We start from the raw sequence: 12,652 nt of genomic DNA on the forward strand, positions 1-12,652 counted from the left end.
TTGGCTATGTACTTACCGCTACAGGGTCGTACTCGGGACTTTCACCCGTTAGAGTTCGCCCATGCTGGGCGAACAAAAAACACACTGCCTATCTGCAGTGTGTTAATCAGGAAACCCCATATCTATGATAATCATATCCTGACCAATCTTTTTAATTTGATTCCAATATACAGTCACTTCTTTTTCTTTTTTACCAAATCCAAACCATTTCATAGTCGGCACAATAAACGCTTCAATTTCTCCCGTTTCCTCATTAATCAGAAGGTCTGTCTGACCTAGGATTCCCATGCGTTCTCCTTTTTGGTAATCAATGATTTCTTTATTGCTGATCTCACTTAGCCGCATGCTCTCCCTCCGTTCTCTAGGGGTTTATGATAGTGTATGAGAACGGAAATTAAAATAGACCAGCTATATATAGCTGGTCTATCTCGCTTAGGCTCTTAACGATTTAGGAACCTCTCCGGTTGAACTAATAAGTGAAATGGCAGGTTCAGTGGAAAGCAGTGTTTGAGCAAGACGATTAACATTTTCTAATGTAACATTATTGATCTCAGCTAAAATATCGTCTAACGTGCGATGACGCTTTAACATCAGCTCATTTTTACCGTTTCTGCTCATTCTTGAATTTGTACTTTCTAAACTTAGCATTAAGCTTCCTTTTAATTGTTCTTTCCCATTCTGAAGTTCTTTTTCATTCATTCCTGCTTCACACAGGCGGCTTGTTGTCTGGTTAAGGGCAACTACCAGCTCATCTAATTGCTCTAATGCCGTACCTGCATAGACTGTCAACATACCGCTGTCTTGATAAGAGGAATGGTAAGAAAATACGGAATAACATAATCCACGTTTTTCTCTAATTTCTTGGAACAGGCGGCTGCTCATGCTGCCTCCTAGTAAGTTATTTAGCAGAATTAAGGAATAGACATCTTTATTGCCAATTTCTAAACCAGGATAAGCAAGACATAGATGTGCTTGTTCCGTTTCCTTTTTACGTGTAATCAACTCTGATTGAAAGCGTGGTGCACTGGCTTCATATTGATAACTTGTAGGTTTAACCTCTTTGAAAATATCTTTAATCGATTGTATGACCTCATCCGTTATATTTCCTGCAATAGAAATGACCACATGGTCTCCAGTATAGTAACGGTCCATGTAAGAACGAAGCGCCTCTTCATCGAATGTTTTAAGAGTATCTTGTGTTCCTAAAATAGGATAACCTAATGAATGTTCACCATAAGCCGCCTTACTTAAGAGATCATGTACAATATCATCAGGAGTATCATCCACCATCTTTATTTCTTCAAGCACGACATTTCTTTCTTTTTGAAGCTCTTTCGCCTCAAATTCAGAGTTGAAGAACATGTCCGATAATACATCTACAGCAATCGGCGCATGCTCATCCAGCACTTTTGCATAATAGCACGTATATTCTTTTGACGTAAATGCATTCACTTGCCCGCCGATTTTATCAAATGCCTCGGCAATATCTGCTGCACTACGCTTCTTTGTCCCTTTAAAGAACATGTGCTCTAAAAAATGGGAAATACCATTCTCATGCACTTCTTCATAACGAGAACCTGTTCCTATCCATACTCCGATAGAAACAGACCTAACCGTCGGAATTGCCTCTGCCATAATTCGTACACCATTATCTAATTCAATCTTTTGTATCAAACTATATCCCCCTAAAATTAGTCATCCAGGGTTACACCATTATGAATTCTTGTCTCACTCATTAATTCTGAAACCGTACCAAGTTCAAGCCCTTTCGCTTGAATCCCTTCGATCATCTCCTTGAGCCCGGCCGCTGTAGGCTCGGTTGGATGCATCAATACCATCGCTCCAGGATGTACTTTATTTAGAACACGATTGACCATTTCATCAGGATGTGGTTTTTTCCAATCTACAGTATCAACTGACCATAGGATGGTCATCATTCCATGAGCACGAGCTTGATCTACCACTCTTTGAGAATAACTTCCGCTAGGCGGGGCAAACCACTTAGGTGTAACATCTAACGTAGCAAGTATGACATCATTTGTTTTTTGTAATTCTTCATTTACTCTTTCGGTAGTTAGTGATTTCATATCAGGATGCGAGTATGCATGATTTCCTATTTCATGACCTTGTTCTAGTATCATTGTAGCCATTTTTGGATTGTTTTTAACCCAAGATCCATCTAAAAAAAAGGTCGACTTCACACCATAATCCTTCATCACCTTTAACATTTCAGGAATATACTCATTTCCCCATGCCACATTCACTAAAAAACTGACCATGGGCTTATTTTCATTCCCTTTATAAATAGGTGTAGGAGGCAGGTCCTCTAAATGAACCGCTGGTGCTGTTTCCTTAAATACAAGCCTATCTTCATTAAATGTTCCCAGCTTCTTCATCTTATCATAGGAGGCACCAACGTCAACCTTTAACCCGTTGTAGCCAGGGAGAGCCTTCCAGACCGGATCCACCCTAGCATCTATCGCATCTTCTTCAAATTGTTCTTTATTCATCTTAATTTCTTCATAAAGAGGATCTTGCTGCTTCATAACCGTCATTGTATCTTGCTTTAATTCATTTATGTATTGCAAAGAGAACGGATTTTGCACCGCTCCAAAAGAAATAACCAGTAAACAGAAGCCTAGAAATAACACAGATACAAACTTTTTCATTCTAATCAATCCTCCTTCTATTGGCATCCTATGCAATAAAGAAGGTTGATAGAACAAGCTTCCTAATACCCTTATTTAACTAAGGAAGTAAAGTCAATCTGCAACGACTAAAAAAGAGACAAGATCATCCTTGTCTCCTTCATCTTATTTTCCTGCTTGTTCTTGTTTTTCTTTTTCTTCTTTTAAGATGACTTTACGAGACAGGTTCACTCGTCCTTGGTTATCAATTTCAGTTACCCGAACTAAAATTTCATCGCCAATACTTACGACATCTTCTACTTTATTAATACGTTCCTCAGCTAGTTGAGAAATATGAACAAGGCCATCTTTCCCTTTAAACAGCTCAACAAACGCTCCAAACTTTTCAATACGTTTTACTTTACCAAGGTACGTTTGACCAACTTCAACTTCACGAACAATGTCTTCGATAATTTTACGAGCTTGTTCGTTCATTTTACTGTCTACTGAAGAGATGTAAACTGTACCATCTTGTTCGATATCAATTTTGACACCAGTTTCTTCAATAATCTTGTTGATCATCTTACCGCTTGGTCCAATAACATCGCGAATCTTATCTGGATTCACATGCATTGTCATGATTTTAGGAGCATACTCAGATAACTCACTGCGAGATTCGCTGATTGCAGATAACATATTATCTAAAATAACCATACGGCCGCGCTTAGCCTGTTCAAGAGCCTGCTCAAGAACTTCACGGTTAATACCAGAGATCTTAATATCCATTTGCAGAGCCGTTACGCCCTCTTTAGTACCAGCTACTTTAAAGTCCATGTCTCCAAGAGCATCTTCCATACCTTGAATATCAGTTAAAACGGAAATGTGATCTCCTTGTTTGACAAGACCCATCGCAATACCCGCTACCGGTGCTTTAATAGGTACACCAGCATCCATCATTGCTAAAGTACTTGCACAAATACTCGCTTGAGAAGTTGAACCATTTGATTCAAGAACTTCTGACACAAGACGAATTGTGTATGGGAAGTCATTTTCACTTGGAATGATCGGTTCAAGGGCACGTTCACCTAAAGCACCGTGACCAATTTCACGACGGCCCGGTCCACGGATCGGTCCTGTTTCCCCTACACTAAATTGCGGGAAGTTGTAATGGTGCATAAAGCGTTTAGACTCTTCAATACCAAGTCCGTCAAGAATCTGCACATCGCCAAGTGCACCTAGTGTACAAATGCTTAACGCTTGAGTTTGTCCTCTTGTAAAAAGACCTGATCCATGTGTACGAGGCAATAGATCAACTTGTGAAGCTAGGGGACGAATCTCATCAATCGCACGGCCATCTGGACGCACTTTTTCAACCGTAATTAAACGGCGGACTTCTTCTTTTACTACTTTTTGAAGAACTTCTCGTACATCGCCTACAAGCTCTTCTTGCTCTTCTTCATACTTCTCAATAATAGGCTTCATCACAGCATCAATCGCTTCTTGACGTTCATGCTTTTCTTGGACTTGAACCGCTTTTTTAAGATCTGCTTCAGCTAAATTGCGAACAGCAGACTCAAGCTCAGCATCAACTTGTTTAAGCTGGATTTCTTTTTTCTCTTTTCCTACAGCTTGTACTACTTCTTCTTGGAAAGTCACTAAGCGTTTAATTTCATCGTGACCGTACATAATCGCTTCAAGCATCGTTTCTTCAGGCACCTCATCGGCCCCTGCTTCAACCATGTTGATTGCATCTTTTGTACCCGCTACTACTAGATCAATATCACTTTCTTCTAGCTGTTCAGTTGTTGGGTTAATGATCAGTTCGCCATCTTTACGTCCAACCGTAACACCGGCAATTGGTCCGTCAAATGGAATGTCTGAGATCGATAATGCTAAAGATGAACCGATCATCGCAGCCATTTCAGACGAACAGTTTTGATCCACACTCATAACAATACTGATTACCTGAACTTCGTTACGGAAGCCATCAGGGAAAAGAGGGCGGATTGGTCGATCAATTAGGCGGCTCGCTAAGATCGCTTTTTCACTAGGACGGCCTTCACGCTTAATAAAGCCTCCTGGGATTTTTCCTGCTGCATATAAACGCTCTTCGTAGTTTACAGTAAGCGGAAAGAAGTTCAAGTTTTTTGGTTCTTTTGAAGCGGTTACTGTTGATAATACAGCTGTATCACCATAACGAACAAGTACTGCTCCATTTGCTTGTTTAGCAAATTGACCTGTTTCTACCGTTAGTTCACGGCCTGCCCAGTCAATTGAAAAAATTTGTCTTTCTTGTTCCATTACGCGTACTCCTCTCGTACACTAAAATTATTCATTCTTTTCTTATTATTACCGATTTATGTGAAAAATAAAAGAGTCAATGGCAAATCTCGGGGTTATAGGCTCTGTTATGTAAAGACCCTACATATCGATGTGATGTAGGGATCATTTTCCAACACTTATAAATGTAGAAAAAAGCGGGAAATCTTCCCGCTTTCATCATAACTTATCGACGTAAGCCAAGCTTGTCAACAAGGTTACGGTAACGTGTAACATCTTTGTTACGTAGATACGTTAACAAGTTACGACGTTGACCAACCATCTTTAAAAGACCACGACGTGAATGGTGATCCTTCTTGTGAGTACGTAAGTGCTCGTTTAATGTGTTGATTTGCTCAGTAAGGATAGCTACTTGAACCTCTGGAGAACCAGTGTCAGTATCATGAGTTTTGAACTCAGCAATTAGCTCGTTCTTGCGCTCTTGTGTTAATGCCATCCTATTCACCTCCCTTTAAATAATCTCCTATTCCCTAGCAAGCGTCGGTGAGTCGCTCTGCCACGAAACGGATGTGTACCTGAAGTACAACCCTTACTATACAACGTTCAGCTTCAGAATGCAAGAAACTTAACAGCTTTTTTCAGCAAAATATTCAATCGCTTCTTCTTTATCTTTTTTAATCTGTGAGATCAATTCATTGATCTCATTAAATTTTTTCTCAGCCCTTATTCTGCGTTCAAAAACGACCACAGCCTGTTCCCCGTAAATATCTTGGTTAAATTCAAAAATATTTACTTCGATCGTTGGCTCTTTTCTTTCTTGATTAAACGTAGGTTTATAGCCAATATTACATACTCCGTTGTACCAATCCCCCTTTACTTGAAAACGTACGGCATATACCCCGGTTTTAGGTATCTTCATCCGGTCAATTGCTGCTACATTAGCTGTTGGGAAACCAATGGTGCGGCCGCGCTTATCACCATCGACCACTTCCCCTAAAACATAGTAAGGCTCTCCTAGATAAGCAGGAATCTTCTCTACACTGCCCTCCTCAATCAGCTCCCTAATCTTTGTAGAACTGATTTTGATGTCGCCTTGTTCTACTTTGCTGACAGTGGTTTGGTCAAATTTATTCCTGGAATGAAAGACTAAGGTTTCCATCGTCCCTTTGCCAAGAGAACCATATGTAAAGTCAAAGCCAGCTACTACATGTACAGCATCTAGAGAAATAATATAATCATCAACAAATTGTTGAGGCGTTAAAGACGCAAACTCTTTAGTGAAGTTAACAACATAAAGTGTATCCACACCAAGCTCAGCAATTTTCTTTTCCTTTAACGGAAGCGGAGTGAGGTAAGGCATAGGGTGTGCTTCTTTTCGCAGCACCTCTTTTGGATGTGGGTGGAAGGTCATAACAGCTGCTTCCACACCCAGCTTAGCAGCTTGCCTGCAGGCAGTTTCAATTACTTTTTTATGTCCAATATGAACCCCATCAAAATATCCAAGTGCCAGCACAATTGGACGTTTTTTTAAGGTATTCGCTTCAATTGGGTGATGCAAATAAATCGTATCCATCATAATTCCCCTTTTTCTGCTTTACTTCAGGTAAACTAACTTGTCCAGATCATTTTTTCCGGCTTAATTAATCCAGCCTTAGTAGGATGCTTTTGATAAATGGCTAAGCATTCCCCTTGTCCATTATATACGGTAAACCGCATTTCATCTAACCCTTTTTCTTCTTGTAAAACGGATCCGTACTTTATCAGCTGTTCTACCTCTTTATCTACAATGAGCATAGGGAGATGAGCAATTGCTTCATCTAACGGCCTTAACACTTTAACACGCTCATCTACGCCCTCCATTTCTTCAAGCTCAGAAAGAGAGGTGCATACCTCCATTGTGAAGGGTCCAGAAGCTGTCCGCTTTAGATAGGACATATGCGCAGGAAATCCCAAAGCTTTTCCCAAATCAACTGCAAGTGTTCGTACATACGTCCCTTTACTGCATTCCACTTCAAAAGAGAAAGAAAATGTGTTTGATGTTTCATTTAAGATTAGATCGCTAGTTAACTCTAATCGATGAATCCTGACCTTCCTTTTTGGCCGTTCAACCGTTTGATTAGCTCTTGCATATTCATACAATTTCTTACCATTAACTTTAACCGCTGAATACATCGGAGGGATTTGAGTAATCTCTCCTTTAAAGGAGTCTAACAGGGCGATGATGTCCTCTTTAGACCAAGGCTTATTAACATCCTTTGTCTCAACTACTTCTCCGCTTGCATCTTCTGTAGTCGTCGAAATACCAATGGTTACTTCTCCTACATACGTTTTAGAGTAATCGGACATGTATTGAGCCACCTTTGTCGCCTTGCCGATACATATAGGGAGGACCCCTACGACATCTGGATCAAGTGTTCCTGTATGGCCTACTTTTTTTGTTTGATAAAGTCTGCGGATTTTCATGACGCAATCATGAGATGTCATCCCTGCAGGTTTTAATAACGGTAAAATTCCTTCAATATTATTCATTATCGTACTCCTTGCTCTTATTCTCAAAGGCGAAAGAGGATAGAGAGCATGCGCCCCCTATCCTCTTAGCAGCATTCTAATAAAACGCTGAACTTATTTATTTAAGTCGTTATTTGTTTAAATCATTAATCAATGTTTCAATTCGATTTCCGTATTCGATGGACTCATCAAATTCAAACGTAATTTCTGGTGTTTTACGCAGGCGGATTCTCTTTCCAATCTCCGAACGAATAAATCCTTTTGCTTTAGAAAGTCCTTTTAATGTGGATTCTTTTTGTTCATCGTCTCCAAGAACGGTAATGAATACTTTCGCTTGCTGCAGGTCGCCTGTTACATCTACCCCAGTAATTGTGACAAAACTGATACGAGGATCTTTCAACTCCCGCATAATAATATCACTTAGCTCTTTTTTCATTTGTTCTCCTACACGATGTGCTCGAACGTTACTCATAGTTGTTCACCTCTGTTTATACGATTATAACCACTCATATGTTGTCAACGTGCGCTCAGCCTCTGATTCAATATCAATGAATTTAAGTGCCCGCTCAAGCTCTCGCTCACAAATCACTTTCTGATTTGAAACAGTCACTATCGAGAGCTCTGCACGCTGCCATACATCTTGAAAATTGGTTTCTGCTACTGCTAGGTTGAAACGCTGCTTTAATCTAGTTTGAAGACTTTTTAGCACAGAACGTTTTTCTTTAAGTGAATGCACGTCGTAAATTAGAAGCTCGCAACGGACTGAACCGATGATCATTTACGTTCGATTTCCTCCATAACGTAAGCCTCAATCACATCGCCTTCTTTGATGTCATTAAACTTCTCTAGAGTAATACCGCACTCGTAACCGGCTGCTACTTCTTTAGCATCATCTTTGAAACGTTTAAGCGCATTAATAGCTCCTTCATAGATGACAATCCCATCACGAATTAAACGTACAGTTGAATCGCGTGAAATTTTACCTTCTGTAACATAAGCACCAGCGATTGTACCCACTTTAGATACTTTAAACGTTGTACGGATTTCAACTTGACCAATGACTTTTTCTTCAAACTCAGGATCAAGCATTCCTTTCATCGCTGATTCAATTTCATCGATTGCATTATAGATTACACGGTGTAAGCGGATATCTACTTTTTCAACTTCAGCAGTACGCTTAGCTCCTCCATCAGGACGTACATTAAAGCCAATAACAATCGCATTTGATGCTGATGCAAGAATAATATCAGATTCTGTAATGGCACCTACACCCGTATGGATAATATTTACTTTAACACCTTCTACATCGATTTTCTCTAATGAACCGCGCATCGCTTCAACCGAACCTTGAACATCCGCTTTGATAATGATATTAATATCTTTTACTTCACCTTGCTGAATTTGATTAAATAAATCATCAAGGCTGACTTTAGAGTTCTCAGCACGGTTTTCTTCGCGTTGACGGCTCATACGTGCTTCACCAATTTGACGGGCAGTTTTTTCATCTTCAAATACTTGGAACTGATCACCAGCTTGAGGAACTTCATTAAGTCCAGTAATTTCAACTGGAGCAGAAGGTCCTGCGGTTTTCACGCGACGTCCTAAGTCGTTAACCATTGCACGAACACGTCCAAATGAGTTCCCTACAACAATGGGGTCACCGACATTAAGTGTTCCATTTTGTACTAATAAAGTAGCTACTGCCCCGCGGCCTTTATCAAGCTCAGCTTCAACAACGGTTCCACGAGCCATTCTGTCTGGGTTCGCTTTTAATTCAGCCACTTCTGCTACTAGTAGAACCATTTCTAATAGTTCATCAATACCCTGACCATTTAATGCTGAAACATTAACGAAAATCGTATCTCCGCCCCAAGCTTCAGGAACAAGTTCATACTCTGTTAATTCTTGCATTACACGGTCTGGATTAGCGGCTTCCTTATCCATTTTATTCACAGCAACAATGATTGGCACACCAGCAGCCTTGGCATGACTGATTGCTTCTTTTGTTTGCGGCATTACACCGTCATCTGCCGCTACGACAAGAATCGTAATATCTGTTACTTGAGCTCCGCGCGCACGCATTGTTGTAAATGCTGCGTGACCAGGAGTATCAAGGAATGTAATCGGTTTGCCGTCTGTTTCAATTTGATAGGCACCGATATGCTGAGTAATCCCGCCAGCTTCCCCTGCTGTTACTTTAGTGTTTCGGATAGAGTCAAGCAAGGTTGTTTTACCATGGTCAACGTGACCCATAATTGTAACAACTGGAGGACGTTCTTTTAAGTCTTCCTCTTTTTCTTCTTCCACATAACTATCTAGGTCAATTTTATCTACAACAATCTCTTCTTCAACCGCTACTCCGTAATCACCCGCGATCAGCTCGATTGTATCTTTATCAAGCTCTTGGTTAATCGTTGCCATCACACCAAGCGCCATCAGTTTTTTGATCAGCTCAGAAGGCTCTTTGCCTAATGCTTTAGCAAGCTCTGCAACTGATAATGATTCCACAAAAGTAATCTTCTCTGGTAATGGTTTTGGCTTTGGCGGCTCTTGACGTGGTTTGTCATGACGCTTATTTTGCTGCTTACCGCGATTTTGCTGCTGATTAGGTCTGTTATTGCCTTTTTTCTTGTTGTTGTTATTATTATTATTATTCATATGATTAGTAGCCTTCCCTTGTTGCTTACCTGCTGGTTTTGCAGGCTTTTCTTTTTTTGCTTCAGTCTTCGCAGGAGCCGGCTTGCCTTCTAATTTAGCAATAGCCGCATCATCAATGTAGGACATATGATTCGAAACAGATACATCCATTGATTTCAATTTTTCAATGACATCTTTACTAGGAACGTTCTTCTCTTTTGCGTATTCATATATTCTCATTTTGCTCATATACGTACCTCCACAATTATTGGTCCAATAATGCGGTCATTTTCTTAGCGAATCCTGGATCTTTTATCCCCACTACCACTCGTTCTGCCTTACCGATCGCATTTCCAAGTGTAGTTCGATCGCTCACAATTCGAACTGGAATTGAATAATAGCCACATTTGTCCAATATCTTTTTCTTTGTCTGTTCAGCTGCATCATTTGAGAGCAGTACCAACCTTACTGACCGGCTGCGTACATCTTTAATGACGAGCTCTTCCCCAGTTACTAACTGCCTTGCACGAGCGCATAGCCCAAGAAGTGAAATCCACTTCGGCTGCTTTGAGGTCATCTACTTACGCCCCTTTTTACGCTCAATTTCTAGCTGATCGTACTGTTCTTCGGTAAGTTTCACTTGAAGGTGTCTAGATAAGCTGTCTTTCTTTTTAGCTTCCATAAAGCATTCTTCACTGTTACTAAGGTAAGCACCTCGCCCATTTTTCTTCCCTGTAAGATCAAGCTCAACCTCACCTTCAGGCGTACGAACAATCCGAACAAGTTCGGACTTCGGTCTCATTTCTTGAGTAACAATGCATTTTCTGAGAGGAACTTTGCGCTGTTTCATTGGCCCCGTCTCCTTCTTCTTACTCTTCGTTGTAATCTTCTACATCAGGAACAAATGCTTCTTCACTTGCTGGGTCTTCATATTCAGAAGTAGAACTGTCTTCCTCATTTAAAAGACCTAACTCTCTTGCTTCTGACTCACTCTTAATATCAATCTTCCAGCCTGTCAGTTTAGCTGCTAAGCGTGCATTTTGTCCGCGCTTGCCAATTGCTAGTGATAGTTGATAATCCGGTACAATAACCTGAGTCATCTTTTCTTCTTCATTCACGTTTACTTTGACAACCTTAGATGGACTAAGTGCATTTGCTACATATTCAACTGGATCTTCTGACCAGCGGACAATATCAATTTTCTCGCCTTTTAATTCATCTACAATTGTTTGTACACGCTGTCCGCGAGGTCCTACACACGAGCCTACTGGATCAACTTCTGGATTCTCTGCATGTACAGCAATCTTAGAACGATCACCAGCTTCACGAGAGACAGATTTAATTTCCACAGTTCCATCATAAATCTCAGGCACTTCAAGCTCAAATAAACGTTTTAAGAGGCCAGGGTGTGTACGTGAGATTAAAATTTGTGGTCCTTTTGTTGTTTTTTCTACTTTTGTAATAAACGCTTTGATGCGGTCATTATGCTTGTAGGTTTCATTGGGCATTTGTTCATTTAAAGGAAGAAGTGCTTCAACCTTGCCTAAATCTACATAAATGAAGCGATGGTCTTGGCGTTGCACAATTCCTGTCATGATGTCTTCTTCACGATCAATGAAGTCAGAATAAATGATGCCTCTTTCAGCTTCACGTACACGTTGCGTGACCACCTGCTTAGCTGTTTGCGCAGCAATACGGCCGAAGTCTTTTGGTGTCACTTCAATCTCAACGACATCATCCACTTCGTAATTAGGGTTGATTGATTTAGCCTCGTCTAATGAGATTTCAAGACGTGCATCAAACACTTCCTCCACAATCGTTTTGCGTGCAAATACACGGATACTTCCGTTATCGCGGTTGACGTCCACGCGAACATTTTGTGCCTGGCTGAAATTACGTTTGTACCCTGAAATAAGTGCAGCCTCAATCGCCTCAATAATAACTTCCTTACTTATACCTTTTTCTTTCTCTAATGTCGTTAACGCATCCATAAATTCACTATTCATGAATGGAACATCCCCCTTTCAACTTCCACAAAAAATATCATTTTAGAAAATAATAGCTAAACGAGCGTTTGCTACCTTATCGTACGGAATTTCATATGATTTCTTCCGTGTTTTTATTTTGACTTCAATAGTTAATACTTCGCCGTCAAAAGATTGAAGCATCCCTTCGAATGCCTTTTCTCCATCAACTGGTTCGTACGTAGTAACATGAACATTTTTCCCAACTGCTTTTTCGAGATCTTTTACTTTCTTTAAAGGTCTCTCAGCCCCAGGAGAAGATACTTCAAGGAAATAAGCTTGTGGGATTGGATCCATTTCATCAAGTTTTTCGCTTAATTGTTCACTTACTTTCCCGCAATCCTCTAAATCAACACCTGTATCTGAATCAATAAAGACTCTAAGAAACCAGTTAGGTCCTTCCTTTTTAAATTCAACATCTACTAGCTCTAAGTTTAGCTCGTCCAATAGTGGTGTCACTAATTCTGCTACGATGTCCGTTACTTTCTTACTCAATTCATACCCTCCTTGATCTTACCCATCTATATAAATAAAGGTTACTTTACATCCTGTTATTTAAGAGAAACGATTCATAAA

At 40.2% G+C, this 12,652-nt stretch carries 14 protein-coding genes; all 14 read right to left on the reverse strand.

Annotated features, from left to right (window positions below; genetic code table 11):
- Positions 1-102: 102 nt before the first annotated feature.
- The 14 genes from A33I_RS08990 to rimP all read right to left on the reverse strand — a co-directional run bounded on the left by A33I_RS08990 (position 103) and on the right by rimP (position 12,571).
- Positions 103-345 carry a YlmC/YmxH family sporulation protein gene (locus A33I_RS08990; RefSeq protein WP_012959338.1) on the reverse strand — a complete coding sequence of 81 codons (243 nt, stop codon included), beginning with the start codon at positions 343-345 and terminating at the stop codon, positions 103-105.
- 87 nt (positions 346-432) lie between these two features.
- Complete coding sequence (locus A33I_RS08995; RefSeq protein ID WP_022628131.1) at positions 433-1,674, reverse strand: M16 family metallopeptidase; 1,242 nt, start codon at positions 1,672-1,674, stop codon at positions 433-435.
- A 17-nt stretch (positions 1,675-1,691) separates the two neighbouring features.
- On the reverse strand, positions 1,692-2,669 hold the full coding sequence (locus tag A33I_RS09000; RefSeq protein ID WP_022628132.1) for a polysaccharide deacetylase family protein: 978 nt from the start codon (positions 2,667-2,669) through the stop codon (positions 1,692-1,694).
- A gap of 144 nt (positions 2,670-2,813) precedes the next feature.
- Complete coding sequence (gene pnp, locus A33I_RS09005) at positions 2,814-4,928, reverse strand: polyribonucleotide nucleotidyltransferase (protein WP_022628133.1); 2,115 nt, start codon at positions 4,926-4,928, stop codon at positions 2,814-2,816.
- A 205-nt stretch (positions 4,929-5,133) separates the two neighbouring features.
- Positions 5,134-5,403: a 30S ribosomal protein S15 gene (rpsO, locus tag A33I_RS09010; RefSeq protein WP_012959342.1), complete on the reverse strand. Its 270-nt coding sequence runs from the start codon at positions 5,401-5,403 to the stop codon at positions 5,134-5,136.
- 129 nt (positions 5,404-5,532) lie between these two features.
- Positions 5,533-6,480 (reverse strand): bifunctional riboflavin kinase/FAD synthetase, encoded by a 948-nt coding sequence (gene ribF / locus A33I_RS09015; protein ID WP_022628134.1) that lies wholly within the window; start codon positions 6,478-6,480, stop codon positions 5,533-5,535.
- Between the two features lie 35 nt (positions 6,481-6,515).
- On the reverse strand, positions 6,516-7,436 hold the full coding sequence (gene truB, locus A33I_RS09020; RefSeq protein ID WP_022628135.1) for a tRNA pseudouridine(55) synthase TruB: 921 nt from the start codon (positions 7,434-7,436) through the stop codon (positions 6,516-6,518).
- A gap of 109 nt (positions 7,437-7,545) precedes the next feature.
- Positions 7,546-7,887, reverse strand: coding sequence for a 30S ribosome-binding factor RbfA (rbfA, locus tag A33I_RS09025; protein WP_022628136.1), 342 nt, complete (start codon positions 7,885-7,887; stop codon positions 7,546-7,548).
- A gap of 24 nt (positions 7,888-7,911) precedes the next feature.
- Positions 7,912-8,193 (reverse strand): DUF503 domain-containing protein, encoded by a 282-nt coding sequence (locus A33I_RS09030; RefSeq protein WP_022628137.1) that lies wholly within the window; start codon positions 8,191-8,193, stop codon positions 7,912-7,914.
- Positions 8,190-10,301, reverse strand: a complete 2,112-nt coding sequence (gene infB, locus A33I_RS09035) for a translation initiation factor IF-2 (protein WP_022628138.1) — start codon at positions 10,299-10,301, stop codon at positions 8,190-8,192. Before infB ends, A33I_RS09030 begins: the two co-directional genes overlap by 4 nt.
- 16 nt (positions 10,302-10,317) lie before the next feature.
- On the reverse strand, positions 10,318-10,629 hold the full coding sequence (locus A33I_RS09040) for a YlxQ family RNA-binding protein (protein WP_012959348.1): 312 nt from the start codon (positions 10,627-10,629) through the stop codon (positions 10,318-10,320).
- Positions 10,630-10,902 (reverse strand): RNase P modulator RnpM, encoded by a 273-nt coding sequence (gene rnpM / locus A33I_RS09045; protein WP_022628139.1) that lies wholly within the window; start codon positions 10,900-10,902, stop codon positions 10,630-10,632.
- Positions 10,903-10,921: 19 nt separating this feature from the next.
- Entirely contained in the window at positions 10,922-12,058 is a 1,137-nt protein-coding gene (nusA, locus tag A33I_RS09050; RefSeq protein WP_022628140.1) for a transcription termination factor NusA, read from the reverse strand.
- A gap of 42 nt (positions 12,059-12,100) precedes the next feature.
- The gene (gene rimP, locus A33I_RS09055) at positions 12,101-12,571 is read right to left on the reverse strand and encodes a ribosome maturation factor RimP (protein ID WP_012959351.1); all 471 of its coding nucleotides are present in this window, start codon (positions 12,569-12,571) and stop codon (positions 12,101-12,103) included.
- Between the last annotated feature and the right edge of the window lie 81 nt (positions 12,572-12,652).

It is taken from the genome of Alkalihalophilus marmarensis DSM 21297, assembly GCF_000474275.2.
In the GTDB taxonomy this organism is placed as follows: domain Bacteria; phylum Bacillota; class Bacilli; order Bacillales; family Bacillaceae_D; genus Alkalihalophilus; species Alkalihalophilus marmarensis.